At 56.4% G+C, this 16,970-nt stretch carries 18 protein-coding genes and 1 pseudogene; 11 read left to right on the forward strand and 8 right to left on the reverse strand.

What is annotated here, in order from left to right; all coding sequences use genetic code 11:
• Positions 1–112 precede the first annotated feature (112 nt).
• The 4 genes and pseudogenes from JCM12296_RS24925 to JCM12296_RS24940 all read left to right on the forward strand — a co-directional run bounded on the left by JCM12296_RS24925 (position 113) and on the right by JCM12296_RS24940 (position 6,736).
• Positions 113–2,568 (forward strand): annotated as a pseudogene (locus tag JCM12296_RS24925) (transglutaminase family protein).
• A gap of 128 nt (positions 2,569–2,696) precedes the next feature.
• Positions 2,697–5,213 carry a circularly permuted type 2 ATP-grasp protein gene (locus JCM12296_RS24930; RefSeq protein WP_054699003.1) on the forward strand — a complete coding sequence of 839 codons (2,517 nt, stop codon included), beginning with the start codon at positions 2,697–2,699 and terminating at the stop codon, positions 5,211–5,213.
• Positions 5,210–6,085 (forward strand): transglutaminase family protein, encoded by an 876-nt coding sequence (locus JCM12296_RS24935; protein ID WP_054699005.1) that lies wholly within the window; start codon positions 5,210–5,212, stop codon positions 6,083–6,085. The genes JCM12296_RS24930 and JCM12296_RS24935 overlap by 4 nt, the downstream gene beginning before the upstream one ends.
• 171 nt (positions 6,086–6,256) lie before the next feature.
• Positions 6,257–6,736: an EVE domain-containing protein gene (locus JCM12296_RS24940; RefSeq protein ID WP_054699007.1), complete on the forward strand. Its 480-nt coding sequence runs from the start codon at positions 6,257–6,259 to the stop codon at positions 6,734–6,736.
• A gap of 27 nt (positions 6,737–6,763) precedes the next feature.
• Here the strand turns inward: JCM12296_RS24940 and JCM12296_RS24945 are convergent, their stop codons facing one another.
• A complete protein-coding gene (locus JCM12296_RS24945; protein WP_054699009.1) occupies positions 6,764–7,759 on the reverse strand; it encodes a PilZ domain-containing protein in 996 nt (331 codons plus the stop codon).
• Positions 7,760–7,992: 233 nt separating this feature from the next.
• On the opposite strand from JCM12296_RS24945, the gene JCM12296_RS24950 reads away from it, so the two are divergent.
• Positions 7,993–8,907, forward strand: coding sequence for a DMT family transporter (locus JCM12296_RS24950; protein ID WP_054699011.1), 915 nt, complete (start codon positions 7,993–7,995; stop codon positions 8,905–8,907).
• Positions 8,908–8,913: 6 nt separating this feature from the next.
• On the opposite strand, the gene JCM12296_RS24955 is transcribed toward JCM12296_RS24950, so the two are convergent.
• The 3 genes from JCM12296_RS24955 to JCM12296_RS24965 form a co-directional block, all read right to left on the reverse strand.
• The gene (locus JCM12296_RS24955; RefSeq protein ID WP_054699012.1) at positions 8,914–9,900 is read right to left on the reverse strand and encodes a 2-dehydropantoate 2-reductase; all 987 of its coding nucleotides are present in this window, start codon (positions 9,898–9,900) and stop codon (positions 8,914–8,916) included.
• A gap of 95 nt (positions 9,901–9,995) precedes the next feature.
• Entirely contained in the window at positions 9,996–10,250 is a 255-nt protein-coding gene (locus JCM12296_RS24960) for a Txe/YoeB family addiction module toxin (protein WP_054699014.1), read from the reverse strand.
• A complete protein-coding gene (locus JCM12296_RS24965; protein WP_054699016.1) occupies positions 10,247–10,498 on the reverse strand; it encodes a type II toxin-antitoxin system Phd/YefM family antitoxin in 252 nt (83 codons plus the stop codon). Before JCM12296_RS24965 ends, JCM12296_RS24960 begins: the two co-directional genes overlap by 4 nt.
• 153 nt (positions 10,499–10,651) lie before the next feature.
• On the opposite strand from JCM12296_RS24965, the gene JCM12296_RS24970 reads away from it, so the two are divergent.
• Together JCM12296_RS24970 and JCM12296_RS24975 are read left to right on the forward strand one after the other, a co-directional pair.
• Entirely contained in the window at positions 10,652–10,858 is a 207-nt protein-coding gene (locus tag JCM12296_RS24970; protein ID WP_054699017.1) for an AbrB/MazE/SpoVT family DNA-binding domain-containing protein, read from the forward strand.
• Positions 10,855–11,244 carry a type II toxin-antitoxin system VapC family toxin gene (locus tag JCM12296_RS24975; protein WP_054699019.1) on the forward strand — a complete coding sequence of 130 codons (390 nt, stop codon included), beginning with the start codon at positions 10,855–10,857 and terminating at the stop codon, positions 11,242–11,244. Before JCM12296_RS24970 ends, JCM12296_RS24975 begins: the two co-directional genes overlap by 4 nt.
• A gap of 59 nt (positions 11,245–11,303) precedes the next feature.
• Here the strand turns inward: JCM12296_RS24975 and JCM12296_RS24980 are convergent, their stop codons facing one another.
• Genes JCM12296_RS24980 through JCM12296_RS24995 form a run of 4 tightly spaced genes read right to left on the reverse strand, consistent with a single transcriptional unit; the run spans position 11,304 to position 13,837 of the window.
• Positions 11,304–11,585 carry a hypothetical protein gene (locus JCM12296_RS24980; protein ID WP_054699021.1) on the reverse strand — a complete coding sequence of 94 codons (282 nt, stop codon included), beginning with the start codon at positions 11,583–11,585 and terminating at the stop codon, positions 11,304–11,306.
• A 41-nt stretch (positions 11,586–11,626) separates the two neighbouring features.
• Positions 11,627–12,478 (reverse strand): dicarboxylate/amino acid:cation symporter, encoded by an 852-nt coding sequence (locus JCM12296_RS24985; RefSeq protein ID WP_054699023.1) that lies wholly within the window; start codon positions 12,476–12,478, stop codon positions 11,627–11,629.
• The gene (locus tag JCM12296_RS48120; protein ID WP_054699025.1) at positions 12,475–12,921 is read right to left on the reverse strand and encodes a cation:dicarboxylate symporter family transporter; all 447 of its coding nucleotides are present in this window, start codon (positions 12,919–12,921) and stop codon (positions 12,475–12,477) included. The genes JCM12296_RS24985 and JCM12296_RS48120 overlap by 4 nt, the downstream gene beginning before the upstream one ends.
• A 1-nt stretch (position 12,922) precedes the next feature.
• On the reverse strand, positions 12,923–13,837 hold the full coding sequence (locus JCM12296_RS24995; protein WP_054699027.1) for a transporter substrate-binding domain-containing protein: 915 nt from the start codon (positions 13,835–13,837) through the stop codon (positions 12,923–12,925).
• Between the two features lie 1,064 nt (positions 13,838–14,901).
• On the opposite strand from JCM12296_RS24995, the gene JCM12296_RS25000 reads away from it, so the two are divergent.
• From JCM12296_RS25000 to JCM12296_RS50815, 4 genes are all read left to right on the forward strand, one after another.
• Positions 14,902–15,114, forward strand: a complete 213-nt coding sequence (locus JCM12296_RS25000) for a hypothetical protein (RefSeq protein ID WP_054699029.1) — start codon at positions 14,902–14,904, stop codon at positions 15,112–15,114.
• Positions 15,111–16,301 (forward strand): IS91 family transposase, encoded by a 1,191-nt coding sequence (locus JCM12296_RS25005; protein WP_054699031.1) that lies wholly within the window; start codon positions 15,111–15,113, stop codon positions 16,299–16,301. Before JCM12296_RS25000 ends, JCM12296_RS25005 begins: the two co-directional genes overlap by 4 nt.
• Positions 16,298–16,582: a hypothetical protein gene (locus JCM12296_RS25010; protein ID WP_054699033.1), complete on the forward strand. Its 285-nt coding sequence runs from the start codon at positions 16,298–16,300 to the stop codon at positions 16,580–16,582. The genes JCM12296_RS25005 and JCM12296_RS25010 overlap by 4 nt, the downstream gene beginning before the upstream one ends.
• Before the next feature lie 244 nt (positions 16,583–16,826).
• The coding region (locus JCM12296_RS50815) for a phage integrase N-terminal SAM-like domain-containing protein (RefSeq protein WP_422699177.1) at positions 16,827–16,970 on the forward strand (144 nt) is incomplete at its 3' end.

Genomic DNA, 16,970 nt, shown 5'->3' on the forward strand with positions numbered 1-16,970 from the left:
GGGACTGTTTGCCGGCGAGGGCCACATCCCCCTGGCCTGCTCGCCCGAGCCCCAAAGCGCGGCCCCCATCACCGGCGCGGTGGAAAAATGCCAAGTGGACTTCAACCATACCATGCGCGTGACGCGCATCCGCGAGGAACCCCGCTCCACACGGCCCTATCCCGAAGCGGTCTGGGAAGCCATCGTGGCCCTGGGAGACCGCGTGGACGAGGAACTGACCGCGTCCGACGTGCGTCTGACCATGGGCGGCGAACCCACCTTTGTCTCCATCGACGACATGGATGGTGCCCAGTGGAATACCGAAGCCCTGGGCGAAGAGAAACGCATACTTGCCGAACGGCTGATCAAACAGCTACGCGAGCAGTGGGCGCCGGGCGGCTTGCTGCACTACGGGCAGGGCAAGTGGTATCCGGGCGAATCCCTGCCCCGCTGGGCCCTGGGCTGCTACTGGCGCACGGACGGCAAACCCGTCTGGCAGGACGATCGCTGGATTGCCGACACCGGCAAGGATTACGGGTTCGGCACGGCGGAGGCCAAACGCTTCATCGAAGCCCTGGCCGACCACCTGGCGGTAAGCCGTCGCTTCATCCGTGAAGGTTTTGAGGATGTGGCCCATTACCTGCTCAAGGAACAGGCGCTGCCGGTCAACGTCTCCCCGACCGACCCGCGTCTGGAAGACCCCGAGGAGCGGGCGCGCATGGTCCGCACCTTCCGCCGTGGCCTGGGTACGGTGTCCAGCTATGTACTGCCCCTGCAGTACGGATCGTGGAAGAGCGGCCCATGGCCATTTCGCGGTGACCACATGTATCTTTTGCCCGGCGACTCACCGGCCGGCCTGCGCCTGCCCCTGGAGTCCCTGCCCTGGGTCGCCAAGACCGATTTCCCCTATGATCACCCCCTGGACCCCATGGCCGACCGCGGCCCCCTGCCCGATCTTCACGAGGGCCAGCCGCATCTCAAAGGTGCCGATGCCGCCAAGCTGGGTGACGGGGTACAGCCTCAGCCCAGGCCCTTCGACACCCCCCGGCCGGTGGTCGGTGAATCGGCCGCCTGGGTGGTCCGCACGGCCCTTTGCGTGCAGCCACGGGAGGGACGCCTGTATGTTTTCATGCCCCCCATCGCCAGTTTGGAAGGCTACCTGGAACTGGTCGCCGCCGTTGAAGCCACCGCCGCGGAAACCCAACTGCCCGTGGTGCTGGAAGGCTACGTGCCGCCCCATGATCCGCGCTTAAACGCCCTTAAGATCACCCCGGATCCCGGCGTGATCGAGGTCAACATCCAGCCCATGCACAATTGGCGCGAAATGGTGGCAACCACCACGACCCTTTACGAAACCGCCCGCCAATGCCGCCTGGCAACGGAAAAATTCATGCTCGACGGCCGCCATACCGGCACCGGCGGCGGCAACCACATCGTCATCGGCGGCGCCACGCCGGCGGACAGCCCCTTTTTGCGGCGTCCGGACCTGTTGCGCAGCCTGGTGACCTTCTGGAACAACCACCCGTCCCTGAGCTTTCTCTTTTCCGGTCTCTTCATGGGCCCCACCAGCCAGCAGCCGCGCATTGACGAAGCCCGACACGACAGCCTCTACGAACTGGAGATCGCCTTTGCCGAACTGGACCGGCAGACCCTTCCCGGCCAACCCTGCCCCCCATGGCTGGTGGACCGTCTTTTCCGCCATCTCTTGGTGGACGTCTCGGGCAACACCCACCGCGCCGAGTTCTGCATCGACAAACTCTATTCGCCGGACAGCAGCGCCGGACGGCTGGGCCTTTTGGAGTTCCGGGCCTTCGAGATGCCGCCCCACGCCCGCATGAGCCTGGCCCAGCAACTGCTCATGCGCACCTTCGTGGCCTGGTTCTGGAAAACCCCCTACCGGCAGCCGCTGGTCCGCTGGGGGACCCGCCTGCATGACCGTTTCATGCTGCCCGAGCTGGTGCACCAAGATTTTTCCGACGTGCTCACGATTCTCGATCAGGCCGGCTTCCCGGTCCACATGGATTTCTTTCATCCCCACTTCGAGTTCCGCTTCCCCATCTACGGACGGGTGGTCTACCAGGGCATGGAAATGGAGCTGCGCCAGGCGCTCGAGCCTGGCACGTGCTGGGCGAGGAGCCCGGCGGCGGGGGTACCGCGCGTTACGTGGATTCATCGGTGGAGCGGCTGCAGGTCAAGGTCACGGGCATGACCGACGACCGCCACATCGTGGCCTGCAACGGCCGCCGCGTTCCCCTGCAGCCAACCGGCACGAAAGGTGTGTTCGTGGGTGGCGTCCGCTACCGGGCCTGGCAGCCGCCGTCCTGTCTGCACCCGACCATCGGGGTGCACACCCCCTTGACCATCGATCTGTTCGATACCTGGACCGGTCGGGCCGTGGGTGGCTGCACCTATCACGTTGGGCATCCGGGCGGCCGCCACCATGAAACCTTCCCGGTCAACGGCTGGGAGGCCGAGGGGCGACGGCATGCGCGTTTCTTCCCCGGCGGCCATACACCGGGCAATCCGGTCTTGATTCCGGAGGCGGAGGTCAATCGCGAGTTTCCCTACACCCTTGATTTGCGGCGCTGAACAGGATACATCCTCCTTCCGAGAAAACCGGTTGGCGCAAAGCCGGTTGGGTTAGAGGCTGTTTGAAAAGTCTCTTAGCGTGCCCTGCGGCCGGAATAAGCCCATACGCGTTCATCAAGGTATGCTTTATGACCGAACCTGACATGATGGGACCACCTTCCATGTTCGACGCCATACGTTTCCCCGGAGACACCTTCTGCGAGGCTTTCGATTCCTCCGGCATCGCTCGGGAACATTGGCAGCCGTTGATGAACGCCTTGGACGCCATCGCCCCCTCGGTTCTGGCCCAGCGCCAGGAACGGGTCCGGCGCATGCGCCACGAAGACGGTGCCACGTTCAACCCCTTTGACGATGCCGGCGGTCGGGGGGTCCCCTGGGCGCTGGACATGATTCCACTACCCATCACGGCAGCGGAATGGGCCGCCCTGGAAGCCGGGCTGATCCAGCGCGCCAACCTGCTCGAAAAGATCCTGAAGGATGTCTACGGCGCCCAAAACCTGCTCCACCAGGGCCACCTGCCGGCGGAACTGATCTATGCCAATCCCCACTTTTTGAGGCCTTGCCACGGCATCGAGCCGGCCGGCAACCGTTATCTGACTTATTATGCCGCCGATCTTTACCGTGGAACCGACGGCCGTTTCCACGTACTGCGCGATTACGGCAGCAACCCGGCCGGAATTGGATACGCCCTGGAAAACCGCATCGTCATCTCGCGGGTCTTCTCCGAGCTCTACCACCATACTCAGATCCGCCGCCTGGCCCCTTTCTTTCAGACCTTTCACCTCAGTCTGATCGAACGGGTCGCCCTGAGGCGCGAAAACCCCGGCATCGTGCTGCTCTCTCCCGGGCCGGACAGCCGCATCTACTTCGAGCACGCCCTGCTCTCGCGCTACCTCGGCTATCCCCTGGTGGAAGCCCAGGACCTGACCGTGCGCAACGGCGAGGTCTTCCTGAAAAAACTGGCCGGTCTGGAGCCGGTGGAGGCCATCTTCCGGCACATCGCCGATGACCGCAGCGACCCCTTCGCCCTGCAACGCGAGGCCAACAACGGGGTCGCCGGACTGATTCAGGCCTGTCGCGAGCGACAAGTCGAAGTGACCAACCCCATCGGCAGCGGATTCGTGGACACCCCGGGACTGTCGGTATTCTTGCCGGCGTTGGGCCGCCAGTTGGGGGAAGCGGATCTTCTCCTTGAAAACCATCCGGCCTGGTGGTGCGGTAACCCCGCGGACCGCGAGTATGTGTTGGCCAATCTAACGCAGCTCAACGTCCAGTGGGCCCTGGCACGGGGTGAACCCACCGATGGGCTGCCCGCCGATACCGCTGAATTGGCCGCCGCGATCCATGCCGAACCGCACCGTTTCATGGCCCGCGCACCGGTTCATCCGGCCACGGTGCCGGCCTGGAATCCGGACAGCGTCGGTCCCCGCTACACCCTTTTGCGGGTATTTGCTTGCGCCACCGCAGAGGGGTTTGCCGTCATGCCCGGCGGCCTGGCCATTACCGCCGCCGATGTGCCCACCCTTTTAGGAAGCACATTGGAACGTCAGCAGAGCAAGGACATCTGGGTTTATTCCGACCGGCCGGTGGCGCCCTTCAGCCTCATGCGCGGCCTGCAGACCGTGGCCGAGTTCAAGCGCGGCAGCGACCTGCCCAGCCGCGTGGCCGACCACCTCTTATGGCTGGGGCGCTACCTGGAACGCGCCGAAGGCCTGATCCGCCTGTTGCGCTCGGTTTTTCGTCGTCTTTCCGGCGAGACACGCCTGGTGGATATTCCCGAACTGCCCTTTTTGCTGAACCTTTTGCGCGCGGAGAACACCATTCCGCCGGCACCCGACAAAAGCAATCCCATCCCGCGCTTCCGGGAACTGACCCACCAGCTGAACGCGTCCCTCTATGAAAAAGAGCGTCCGGAAAGTGTCGTGACCCTACTCAAGCAGGTCCAAAACGCGGCCAGAAACGTACGCGACCGGCTATCCCTGGATTCCTGGCGGGTGATCAACCGACTGGATGTTTTTACCGACACCGCGGCCGGCGATCCCCTGGACCTTTTGGACGACACCCTTTTCACCTTGAGCGCCTTTTCCGGTCTGGCCATGGAAAGCATGACCCGCGGCCTGGGCTGGCGCTTCATGGACATGGGCCGACGCATCGAACGGGCCATCAACCAAACGTCCCTGATCCGCCTTGGGTTGCCACGCGTATGCGCGGATTCGCGTAGCGCATTGGAGACCCTTCTGGAAATCTGCGACAGCATCATGACCTACCGGGCACGCTACCGCACGGCCTTCCAACTGGCGCCGGTCATGGATCTTTTGGTGATGGACGAGAGCAACCCCAAATCCCTGGCTTTCCAATGCAGCCAGATCGCCGCGCATGTGGAGGAGCTGCCTCGCCTGGATTCCCGGCGCTACACCACCGGCGAGGAACGCCTGGCCCTGGAGATGCTCACCGCCGTGCGACTGTTCGATCTGACCGGGCTGGACTGTGAGCACGAAGACGATCGGCAAACCACCCTGGAAAACTTTCTGCGGACCATGGAAGTTCGCCTGACGGCATTCGCCCAGCAGGTCAGCGCCCACTACCTGACCCGCGTTCCGGCGACGCCCCATTTCACCGCCATCCATGGTGAGCCGGAACCATGAGATACCGGATCTTGCATAAAACGGCCTATCGCTATTCAGAGCCGGCCTCCCTGTCTCTGAACGAGCTGATCCTCAAACCGCGGGCAACCCTCACCCAACGGGTGGCGCAACCCCGGCTGACCGTCGTGCCCGATCCTCAATATTTGCATGAATACATTGATTTCTTTGGTAACTCAGTCCAGGTGTTCATGGTCCAGCAGCTCCACCCCGAGCTAACCATGACAGCCAGCAGCCTGGTGGAGACCCTGCCGGTGGCCCCACCGCCACCGGCATCGACACCGCCCTGGGAAATGGTGGTCGGACAGTTGGCCGCCCATCCCGGACCGCAAGAACTGGACGCCTACCAATTCATTTTCGCCAGTCCGCTGATCGCCATCAACGCCACGGTCCGGGCATACGCACAAGTCTCTTTCCCACCCAACCGGCCGGTATTGGAAGGTGCCCTGGAACTGATCGGCCGGATCTTCCACGAATTCACCTACGACAAATCGGCCACCACCGTGGATACCAGCGTCGACCAGGTCCTGGCCGATCGTAAGGGCGTGTGCCAGGATTTCGCCCACCTGGCCATCAGCGGTCTGCGCAGCCTGGGGCTGGCGGCCCGCTACGTGAGCGGCTACCTGGAAACCCTGCCCCCTCCGGGAAAACCCAAGCTCATCGGTGCCGACGCCTCCCACGCCTGGTTGTCGCTCTTCGTGCCCGGATTCGGCTGGGTGGACCTCGACCCGACCAATAATGTGATTCCCGGAGAACGCCACATCACCCTGGCCTGGGGCCGGGACTACGGCGACGTCACCCCGGTCAAGGGCGTGGTCATGGGCGGGGGGGTGCATACCCTGTCGGTGATGGTGGACGTAGCGGCGCAGAATTGACGGAATCGTAGGAAGCCCGATATCGGCGTACGCGAATCCTTCGTCACTGCGGCGTACGAAAAAGTACGCCTCCTTCCTTAAGGATTCGCAAGCCTTGATCTCGGGCTTCCTACGATTCCGTCTGGTCAGCAGGCCGTTGCGAGTTCAGCATAAACGAGCAAGGAACAAAAAATGAACTACTGGCTGATGAAATCCGAACCGACGGCGTTCAGCATTGATGATCTCAAAAACATGCCCAAGCAAACGGAGCATTGGGACGGCGTACGCAACTACCAGGCGCGCAACATGATGCGCGACCAGATGAAGGTGGGCGATCAGGCGTTTTTTTACCACTCCAGCTGCGCCGTTCCGGGCATCGTCGGCATGATGGAAATCGTGCGCGAAGGGTATCCCGACCACACGGCCTTCGATCCGCAAAGCAAGTATTTCGATGACAAGAGCGATCCGGCAAACCCGCGCTGGTTCATGGTCGACGTCAAGTACATCCGCCACACCAAACGGGTCATCCCCCTGGCCGAGCTCAAGGCGCATGCGGCCCTGTCCGACCTGCCCCTGGTGCGCAAGGGCAACCGCCTTTCGATGATGCCCGTCTCCGAAGACGCGTGGAATTACATTTTGCAACTCGAAAAGCGGTCAATGGCGGAAACCTGATGAAATTCGTCAGCCTCACCGTCAGGATTAATCGGCGGAATCCGGCGTTTTGCACGTCGCGACAAGCGAAAGGATGAATTGCTTCTGTTCCGGGTTCAGCGGTTCGAAACGGATGCCGATACCCTTGGCGTCCCGCCGGACCACTTTTCCTGCAATGGCCCTGGATCCGCCCTGTACGGCATCATCAAGGGAAAGGACCAGTTGCTGGCCGACCTGCACCGGCTGGCTGGTTTCGATGTAGGCACCCCCTTCACTGATATCGTGGAGGCAGCATTGGAACGTCCAGTCTTTGACCTGGAATTCGGCGGATAACTGGCGATCGTAGAGTTTATGTTTACGCAGGGTGACGATGCGGCTGCGCTTGTCGTCCGAACGCTTTCCACTCGCCAGAAGCAGGTTCATGAGGCTTGCATCGATTTCGCTGGTCGCCTGGGGTGGCATGTAGTCGATATCGATGGAGATGTTCTCCCAGGTCAATATTTCCATCGCCGCATCCGTACCCGTCGTCTGGCCGAATCTTGCAGCGATCGGCTTGCCATCCACGATCGTCAAGGTGCCGAATCTTCCCTTCGTCGTCACCAGCAGGGTGCCGGAGCGCTTCTCCAGTTCCATCATTTGTAGTATTGAAGACAGACTCATTCCATGCAGCTGCCCCCCGAAATCGATCCGTAATTCATTAAAAATGCGCTTGGCCAGCACACTGATGTCGCGGGCATGATCGAAGTGAATCACGGCACTATTTTCCCGAATCTTGCGTTTCAACTCGGGCGAGGCGTTGTGGGTCATCATGATGATCCGCATTCTCGCATTGCCGGACATCAACAGGGCCAAGTGGAACGCATCCTCCTGGGGCAGTTGGATGCCAAGGATCAGAAGATGGATCTCCTTGATGGACAGAATGTCCACCGCTTTTTGCACGCCTAGGGCAGGAATGATGTTGAAAAAATGGCTCTGGCTCTTAAGCAGTCCCGTCAGGGTGTGCAGCATGACGGGATTGTTATCGACGATAAGAATGTTTTTCATGGTCGCTGTCTTCAACCTTCTTCGTCGCCAAATTGGCCGGAGCGCTTGTTATGGGAATGCATCCTTTTCCGCAATTTAAAAATATCGGCCGGTTCGTGATAACCTTAAAAAATAAGCGGCGTTAGCGTGAACGCTGACGGGTATATTTTTCTGGCGGTTGATAAAAGGTCGAAAAATTGATTTTATAGATAGGATTTTAGAGGCACCGATTGACGCTTTCCAGGTGGACAGACATGCCAACGGCAGCAACCAGCCAAGACCATTTCCCACCCGCAACCGTAGCGGTGGTGGTGACGCTCTGCGCCATTTTCGGGGCCAACCCGGTGGCCATCAAAATCAGTCTGGCCGGATTGGGGCCCTTGACCACGGCCGCCGCACGGTTCGCCATTGCTGCAATCATCATCTTCTTCTGGGCCATGGCAACCCGCCGCCCCTTGCGCGTCCCCAGAAAACACTGGATGCCGATCGCGGCCGTCGGCGGGATCCTGACCGCCCAGATATCCCTTTTTTATGTGGGCATGACCCGGGCACCGGCCTCGCATGGAGCCATCCTATCCAACCTGCTCCCCTTTTTCGTTTTGATCGCCGGACATTATGTGCTTAAGACGGAGCGCGTCACCGTGAGAAAGTTGGCGGGCATGGTGATGGCGTTCACCGGCGTGGCGGTGATGCTGGTGGATAAAAGCGGTCTTCAACCGGGCGTTCGGACCGGGGATTATATTATACTGGCCGCCTTGGCGCTATGGGCCGGCCGGATCATTGCGACCAAAATCATCCTTGCCGATTGCGAACCGTTTCACCTGGTCCTCTATCCGTTTGTATTCGCGGCACCGCTTTTCGGAATCGGCGGCGTGTTATTCGATCCGCAGATGATCATTCGTCTGGACGTGCCGGTGCTCCTCGGTCTTGCCTACCAGAGTGTCGTCGTCGCCTGTGTGGGGTTTATCGCCTGGAACACACTTTTGAAAAAGTTCGGCGCGGCCTCCCTGCACGCCTTTATCTTCATCATGCCCATCGCCGGTGTCTGTTTTAGCGCCGTGTTGCTCGGAGAAGCCATTACGCCGCATCTGTTGACGGCGCTCGTTTTGGTGGTTGCCGGACTTCTGGTCATCCATTACCGGCCACTGCGCTTACGCCAGGCAAGTTAGCGCCCATCAGCCCGCCGGATAGAGCCCCCGCACCTGGGCGTGCAATCGCGCCAGGCCGAGCAGGGTGTCGATATTGGGCGCGGCGACGCCGACATGCCGTCCGATCTCCCGAACGGCCGCCACCAGGGCATCCAGTTCCACCGAACGGCCGGCTTCCACATCCTGCAGCATGGAGGTTTTGAAGGCGCCGAGCTTTCGGGTCATGGCATTGCGTTCCTCGCCGCTTTGGTCGATGGGGCAGCCGAAAACGGCGCCAATGGCAGCCGCTTCGGCCATGATGTTCAGGCAAAAGCGGTTCACCAACGGATCGTCCAAGATCTTGTCGCAGGTGGCACCGGTGATGGCCGACACCGGGTTCATGGTCATGTTGCCCCACAGCTTGAACCAGATGTCGCGTTGAATATGCGGTGAGATCTTGATGTCCATGCCGGCCGCCGCCAGCAGGTGGGCCAGCTCGGCCAGTGAGTCGGGCTGGGTTCCGTCCGGTCTGCCGATGAGGATCGTTTTACCGAAAACGTGGCGGGTGAAACCGGGTTCGTTGAGGGCGAAGCTGCCATGCACCACCCCGCCGACCACCTGGCCGGTGGGAATGGCGGCGGCAATGGTGCCATCCGGATCCACCGAATGCAGCCGGAGCCCCTGGCAGGATTGGCCGAATCCATCAAAGAACCACCAGGGAACGCCGTTCATGGCGGTCAGGATCGTGGTCTGCGGACCGATCAAGGCCGGGATTTTCTCGGCTATGGCGGGAAGGGACTGGGCCTTGACGGCAACGATCACCAGGTCCTGAGCACCCAAGTCTCTTGGATCGTCGCTGGCCGTGATGGGTTGGGTGAGAATTTCGTTTTCAAACTGCAGGCGCAGCCCCTTGGTTTTCAGTGCGGCCAGTGTGGCGCCGCGTGCCACGGCACTGACCTCGCATCCGCTGCGGGCCAGAAGCGTCCCCATGAAACCGCCGACCGCACCAACACCATAGATACAGATTTTTTTCATGATCGATCCTTTCAACATACATGGCGGGAAATCCGCTTGAATATTGTTGCTGCGGGCGACGCTATCACTTGAAAACGGCGATGTAAATTGGATGATTAGTAATGGTATCGAAGCTGTGCAATGCGGATTGCATCGTCTGATACTTTATACACGAACCGATGTTCATCATTGATTCGGCGGGTCCAATATCCTGACAGGGCGTGTTTGAGTGGTTCGGGTTTTCCAAGACCTTCAAACGGATTGCGCTTGGTTTCTTTAATGAGGGTGTTTATGCGGCGCAGTATTTTCTTGTCTGTCTTTTGCCAGAAAACATAATCTTCCCAAGCGTGGTCGGAAAAAATGAGCTTCACGCTATCAGGTCCCTTTCGGTTCCCTGGTCTTTTTCAAGTTGGGCGATGGATTCAATCAATCGCCTCGCATTTTTGGGGGACCGCAAAAGGTACGCCGTTTCTTGGAGCGCCTCATAATCCTCCAGTGATATAATGACCACAGAATTTGTAGATTTACGTGTCACAATGACCGGCGCATGGTCTTCGCAGACTTTATCCATTGTTTTCGCAAGGTTTTGCCTTGCTGTGGTATAAGTAATAGCTTCCATCTTGCACCTCCTGTACAAGATACCGTACATATCGAATCGCATTTGTCAAGTGGCGATTTCCCCAACAGGCCAATGCGTTGGCATTTTAAAATTTGACGGCCCTCAATCGATTGTGATATTGTAATACGAAAATGTTATCGATGGAGGCCTTGTATGCACTCAGTAACGGTTTCACCGAAATACCAAGTCGTAATACCAAAATCAATCAGGGAAACATTGCAGCTTCGACCCGGCCAGAAAATGCAAATCATTGAATTCGAAGGACGCATCGAGCTTATTCCCGAACAGGACATAAAACAACTTCATGGGTTTCTGAAAGGCATTAATACGGAGTTTAAAAGAGAGGATGACAGGTTATGAATATAATCGATTCCTCTGCCTGGCTCACATATTTTGCTGGAGAACCACAAGCGAAATACTTCCTTGAACTTTTTAATGACCAAGAAGCCCTTCAAGAATCCCTTATTGTACCGACAATAACGTTATATGAGGTTTTTAAGGTGGTTTTGAGAGAGGCCAGCGAAAATGAAGCATTCAAAGCGATCGCCGCCATGAAAAAAGGCAAAGTCGTGGATTTGACCCCATCATTGGCATTATCTGCCTCAAAACTTAGCTTGAAACACAAGTTGCCGATGGCCGACAGTATTATTTTAGCAACAGCAAAATTATATAATGCTGTTGTTTGGACGCTTGATTCCGACTTTCAAGATATAAAGGGCGTTAAATATTTCCCCAAAAACGGTTGACTGCCCACCTGATACGTCACCCAAAAGTCAGGGCGGGACGAGCGTGCCGGAAAGTCAGCCTACAGAAGTGATTTTTCGATGAACAGCTTGTTTTCCTCAATGATTTCTTTGGCAATCTGAATGGCTTCTTCCAGGGTGCTGATACCGCCCCTGACAAAGCTGTCACGCAAGCGGATGATATACTCCAGGTTCCCCTCTTTGTCCGCTACCGTCTGGATAAACAGATTCATACGCGATCCCAGGCGGATATAGTTGGCGCTTTGCAGGACCTTGCCTTTATAGGTCCACTTTCCGGCAACATCATGCAGCATGAAATCATGGATTTGCTTTGGAAATTCCATATCGTACTCCTTTCACAAATGTGGGCCTCGGTATAGTTGAATCAAACCTCATGAATGGCATTTTCCGAGTGTCCGATAACGATAGCTGCGGTTGCATCCCCCCAGACGTTAATAGCCGTGCGGAACTGGTCAAGGATTCTGTCAATCGCAAGGATCAGTCCAATTCCATCAAGGGGAAGGCCTGCCGCCGTCAGGACGATGCCCATGGTCACCAGGCCCGCGCCGGGAATTGCTGCCGCGCCGATGGCCGCCAGCGAGGCGGTGATGAAGATGACGACCTGCATGCCGATGGTCAGTTCAATCCCAAGGATCTGAGCGATGAAAATAACCGCGACGGATTCATACAACGCGGTTCCATCCATGTTTATCGTGGCGCCGAGGGGAAGAACAAAATTGCCGATACGACCCTCCACGCCGGCCCGATTTTCCAGATTGCTCATGGTTACCGGCAGGGTGGCCGCGCTGGAGGCAGTAGACCAGGCAGTCATCAGGGCCGGACTCAGGGCCTTGAACAACCGGTAAGGATTGTAGCGCCCCATGATCAGAACCAGAATCGGCAGGGTGACAAAGCCGTGGATGAACAAGCCCACAAGAACGGCGGCCGCGTATTTGCCCAGCGCCTTCAATGCGGCAAATCCAAGATCCATGAAAATCGCTGTGACCAGCATGAAAATGGCGTACGGTGCGATGACCATAATCGCCATGATGCCTTTTTGCATGATTCGGTCAATACCGTGGATGGTATTGGTCAGGGTTTCGGAATCCCGTCCGATGGTGGATGATAAGATGGCCAGAAAAATCGTGAAAAAGATGATCTGCAGGATGTCGCCGGTGGCAAACGCCGCAGCTGCATTTTTGGGGATCATGTTGACGAATGTGTCGACGATGATCAATGTCGCGCTACGTTCGCCGACGCCTGGCTACTCACTTTTCCCGGAACCTCAGTGCCAATATTGAGCGCGGCCAGCGCATCTTTATCAATGCCGATGCCGGGGTTGATCATGTTGACCACGATAAGCCCCGCCAGAACGGCCAATGCCGTGGTCAGCAGGTAATAGCCGACGGTTTTGCCACCGATTTTTCCAAGCGTGCGTACATCTCCAAGATTGGCAACCGCCATGAAGATGGAGGCAAACACCAGCGGTACGATCAGCATGCGCAGCAGCCGGATAAAAATTTCTCCACCATACTGAAAAACGGTTTTCATGACATACAGTGGACCCGACGTGATGCCGGCGCCCATGGCCATGTTGATCCCCATGCCGATTCCGATACCGGCAATGATGCCGATGAGAATTTTCCATTGCAGGTCAAGCCCTTTGCTCTGTTTCTCCATATCAGTCACCTCCATAATAGTCTTCGCTGATGTTGTAGCTTCGGGTAATGACCCTGGTGGTCACCGGCAGGTACTGACCCAGAAATCGAGATACATTTCCATCTGACTTCAGTTCCAGATTGAAAACATTGAGCAAATTCAACAAATCCTGGTTCCCCTTGTGCACTGCCATTCCGTAGTAGTCCGGTTTAAATGGCGGATCGAGGACCACCAGCCGGAACTGCGCATCCCGAATATGTTCCTTCAGCCAGACTTTCAGGAAAATTTCATCGTGAACCATCATGTCCGCATCGCCTTTCAGCGTTGCCGCGGCAGCCGCTTCGTTGGTCGGATAGGCTTTTACCGTTGCTCCGGGAAAGTAGCGCGGGACCACCCGCTGGGGCGCCTTTCCGTCCGTCACGGCGATGACGAGCCGTTCCGCCGTTCCGTTTCTTTCGAGGATGGATTCAATTGTCTTATCGTCTTTCGCCTCGCTGATTCCCAGTTTGGCCGCTCTGACCTTGTTCAGCAGGATCGACAGTCCCGTTTCGAAATAAGGTGCTGTAAAGTCGACCGCCTTCGCCCGATCGAAGGTGATGCTCATACCGGCGATAATGATATCGATTTTATTTGCCTGGAGCATGGGAATCAGGTCGGAGAAGGATTCGGGAACGACGAATTCGGCCTTTACACCAAGTTTTTCAGCGAGCAGGATAGCGATATCGATATCCACGCCGATGCGTTTGCCCTCCTGTTCAAAGGAAAACGGCTTGTAGTTCGGATTGACGCCGACTCTCAACACGTTGCCGCTCAGCACTCGGGACAGCGTTGTCGCCCCTTCGCCTTGGTCCTGCGCCAGGGTTGTCGCTGATAACATGAGGACAACAAGGAACCCCAGCACCAGCGACCGCACCGCATAAAACCTGAAATGTTTCATGTCTCCTCCTCTCTCAGTATGATGGAATCTGACAGCCGGCCTTGCGGTTGGCAGTCAGCCGGATGTTGAATATACCCAGGTTGACATTTTTAGTTGCTACCGAGCAGAATCATCAGGGAAATATTCAGATACCTCGGCTTGTTATGCGGACCGGCGCTTCGCACAAACAGCAATCCAGAAAAAACCGATTTGGATCGACAATGGTTGGCAACTGGAATTTCTTTTAAACTCATTCAGCAGGAGCAATGCATTCAGAAAGGATAATGACGAGCCGATCCACTCAAATCACGATCAATAGGTATGGGCGTACTAAAGTACACATAATCATAATTGGTGGGATTTGTCGAGTTTCACAGTCTATGTTCAGCAAACATCGTTCAGCAAACATCAGCCGTGCGGTTGTCCGTGGAGGGAAGCTGATACCTGAATTGGAGATCTCTTTCCCGCAAACCCTTAAACGCATAATTTCATGCCCGTCCCTGGATTGCCTCCAAACTTTACAGACCGAACGCGATAATCAAAAAAATATTTCGTGATCCCAACAACCAATGTCCCCTTGCATTTTCCCTCGGGCAAGCGATATAAAATCCATAGCTTGACCGACGGCATCAAGCGGCTCTGTTCAACGCCATTTTATCCATCATCCCTTTCCTTGCGCCATTGGTTCTACCGAATGTCTTGTTAACCCGCGGCCTGCCGTCGCTTATGACCTTATTGTCGGGACGATGGATATAACCCTGATTTTGCATGGTCTCTGATGAAAAATCGCATTGACTTGTAAGAAAATGGGGTTCGGAAAGGGTTGGAAAAGAAGTCGCCCATTAAAGAGTGCTTTCATCTGGGAGATAGTGAACGACTGTTCATATCGCACCACATTTTTACGAAATGTCAATTTGTTATTGGCCTCATGAGGCCAATAACACCGGAAATAAGGGGTATTATTGGACTCATCAGACCAATAATACGATTTCGTCTGCTAAATAGACGTATTATAAGGCGACAGTTCGGTCGTCTAATCCAATGTTGGACGAATGCTGCCGAGCAGCAGGAAGTAGATTGAAAGAATGGGCAAAGGTAAGCGACTTAAGAAGTTGAGAAGGACATCCGAGACATCCTTTTCTGATAAGTTTCAGGAGGCCTTTGCCAGGAACTTCCAGAAAGAGTTGCAACATTCAGAATTATGGGATGAAATTGTTGCCCAGCATGGTGAAGAACGCGCCCTGGAACTCATACGTGAGTGCAAGGCGGAAGTAAAGACCGACCTGGAAATCGAATGAAAGCCGGGATTGTTCAGCAGATATTCAACGATCATTTCGATGATTACCGCAAGGGCCGTGTTCTGGATGCCCGGCAGTGGCGGGCGGCCTGGGACATTATGACCTGCCGGACGCCGGAAAAGGGATACCATGTGGATGAATGCCCGAACGGCGACTATCGGGTGATCCTGCCCAATTCGTGCAAGAACCGCTCGTGCCCGCAATGCGGTTCGACCGAGACCCAATTGTGGTTGGAGCGCAGGCGGTCTCAAGCCCTCGACTGTCCCTATTTTCATGTGGTGATAACGATCAGTCATGATCTGCATGGCATCTGGAGGGCCAATCGAAAGCTGTTCACGGGGCATATGATGCGTAGCGCATGGGGTTCCTTGCAGGAGCTTTTGAGCGACTGTCGCTGGCTGGGTGGTCTACCCGGTGTGATCGCGGTCTTTCAGAGTTGGGATGATGACCTTCGCGAGCATTGCCATCTTCATTTAATCGTGACCGCCGGCGGCTTGAACCCCGATGGCCGGTGGGTGAGCGCCAGGAAAGATCTGCTGGTGTACACGCCGGTGCTCGCGTCGAAGTTCAGGGGCAAGTTTCTGGATTCCCTTAGGCAAGGATTTAAACCCCTGACTAAAACCGGCCGGCCGAAGCCGTCGGAGCAGTTACTGTCTCCGCCGCCTGGCAAAAGCGTTCAACAATGTCTGAATCTACTCAACAAGCTCGGCCGGGTTCGCTGGCACGCCGACATCGAGCCGGCCTATGAGCACGCCAACGGGGTTTTCAAATACGTCGGCCGTTACATCCGCCGGGGACCGATCTCTGAAAAGCGGATTGTGGGTTATGATGGAGATACGGTAACCATCGCCTATGCGCATCCGGAAAAGCATGAGCAATTGACCTTTAAGTTGGATGCCCAGACGTTTATCCGTCGCCTGTTGGATCATGTGCCGGAGAAGGGAACGCATCTGGTGAGATCCTACGGTCTTTTCCATCCAACCCAGCTGGATAAACTGAATCTGGCGCGTGAGCGTCTGGGCCAAAAGGCGTATGCTCCAGGAGTCGACCGACCGACGACCATTGAGCTGTTGCGCCAAATGTTTCCGGACCTTGGCGAAACCCGGTGTCCACATTGCGGGGAGATCCTTCGCACCGTTTTTGTCTACCGCGGCGGCCATACCGAACCCTGGAGGTTGGCCGCATGATCCTGTTCAGAGCCATCATTTTATCGGATGCGGTTCGCATGGGGTACCGTTGCGCCGAAATCCAGGGCAAACGAAACGATTTTTCGAAAGTTCAGCCGTATATGAATGATTTTTCCTCACGAAACAATCAGCACGGGAATAAACTGGCGGGCTTGCCATCAAAAAGAGGTCGTTTTGGAAGATTGGGGCTTTTCAGAAAAATCCATATACTGGATTCCCGTTTGACGCATCGTCCAACCAACAGGATGATACTGACAAGCCTGGTCTTGGGGTTTAACTGATAGATCGAGGATATGATAGCCGTTGGTTTCAAAAGGCATACCCCTTTATTGAACCCGGCTTGCAGCATATCCTGAACATTGGACTAAGCCGCTACGCGGCAGCTAACCCACCAGAATTTCTGCAATTCCTTCCCTGTTTACGATCTTTCTCCGTTTTTATTATAGTGCCCTCCATCGGTGTAACCCCGAAAATCACACATTTATCTTTCAAAGGAGGGAACTCATGTCTGAACTACGTCAAAAGATGATTCGAGCGATGAAGCTCAAGGATTTCTCACCGAGGACTCAGCAATCCTATTTGTCTGCAGTTGAAGGCCTATCAAAATTTCATCGGAAGTCACCGGATCGTCTAACGCAAAAAGAAATCGAAGACTACGTGCTTCATCTC

The organism is Desulfosarcina cetonica JCM 12296, assembly GCF_001311845.1.
Classification (GTDB): Bacteria; Desulfobacterota; Desulfobacteria; order Desulfobacterales; family Desulfosarcinaceae; genus Desulfosarcina; species Desulfosarcina cetonica.

Bases quoted from the DNA above. Each gene is read 5' to 3' on its own strand.
- JCM12296_RS24930 (WP_054699003.1), top strand. From the start codon at position 2,697: ATGACCGAACCTGACATGATGGGACCACCTTCCATGTTCGACGCCATA.
- JCM12296_RS24935 (WP_054699005.1), top strand. From the start codon at position 5,210: ATGAGATACCGGATCTTGCATAAAACGGCCTATCGCTATTCAGAGCCG.
- JCM12296_RS24940 (WP_054699007.1), top strand. From the start codon at position 6,257: ATGAACTACTGGCTGATGAAATCCGAACCGACGGCGTTCAGCATTGAT.
- JCM12296_RS24945 (WP_054699009.1), bottom strand. From the start codon at position 7,759: ATGAAAAACATTCTTATCGTCGATAACAATCCCGTCATGCTGCACACC.
- JCM12296_RS24950 (WP_054699011.1), top strand. From the start codon at position 7,993: ATGCCAACGGCAGCAACCAGCCAAGACCATTTCCCACCCGCAACCGTA.
- JCM12296_RS24955 (WP_054699012.1), bottom strand. From the start codon at position 9,900: ATGAAAAAAATCTGTATCTATGGTGTTGGTGCGGTCGGCGGTTTCATG.
- JCM12296_RS24965 (WP_054699016.1), bottom strand. From the start codon at position 10,498: ATGGAAGCTATTACTTATACCACAGCAAGGCAAAACCTTGCGAAAACA.
- JCM12296_RS24970 (WP_054699017.1), top strand. From the start codon at position 10,652: ATGCACTCAGTAACGGTTTCACCGAAATACCAAGTCGTAATACCAAAA.
- JCM12296_RS24975 (WP_054699019.1), top strand. From the start codon at position 10,855: ATGAATATAATCGATTCCTCTGCCTGGCTCACATATTTTGCTGGAGAA.
- JCM12296_RS24980 (WP_054699021.1), bottom strand. From the start codon at position 11,585: ATGGAATTTCCAAAGCAAATCCATGATTTCATGCTGCATGATGTTGCC.
- JCM12296_RS48120 (WP_054699025.1), bottom strand. From the start codon at position 12,921: ATGGAGAAACAGAGCAAAGGGCTTGACCTGCAATGGAAAATTCTCATC.
- JCM12296_RS24995 (WP_054699027.1), bottom strand. From the start codon at position 13,837: ATGAAACATTTCAGGTTTTATGCGGTGCGGTCGCTGGTGCTGGGGTTC.
- JCM12296_RS25000 (WP_054699029.1), top strand. From the start codon at position 14,902: ATGGGCAAAGGTAAGCGACTTAAGAAGTTGAGAAGGACATCCGAGACA.
- JCM12296_RS25005 (WP_054699031.1), top strand. From the start codon at position 15,111: ATGAAAGCCGGGATTGTTCAGCAGATATTCAACGATCATTTCGATGAT.
- JCM12296_RS25010 (WP_054699033.1), top strand. From the start codon at position 16,298: ATGATCCTGTTCAGAGCCATCATTTTATCGGATGCGGTTCGCATGGGG.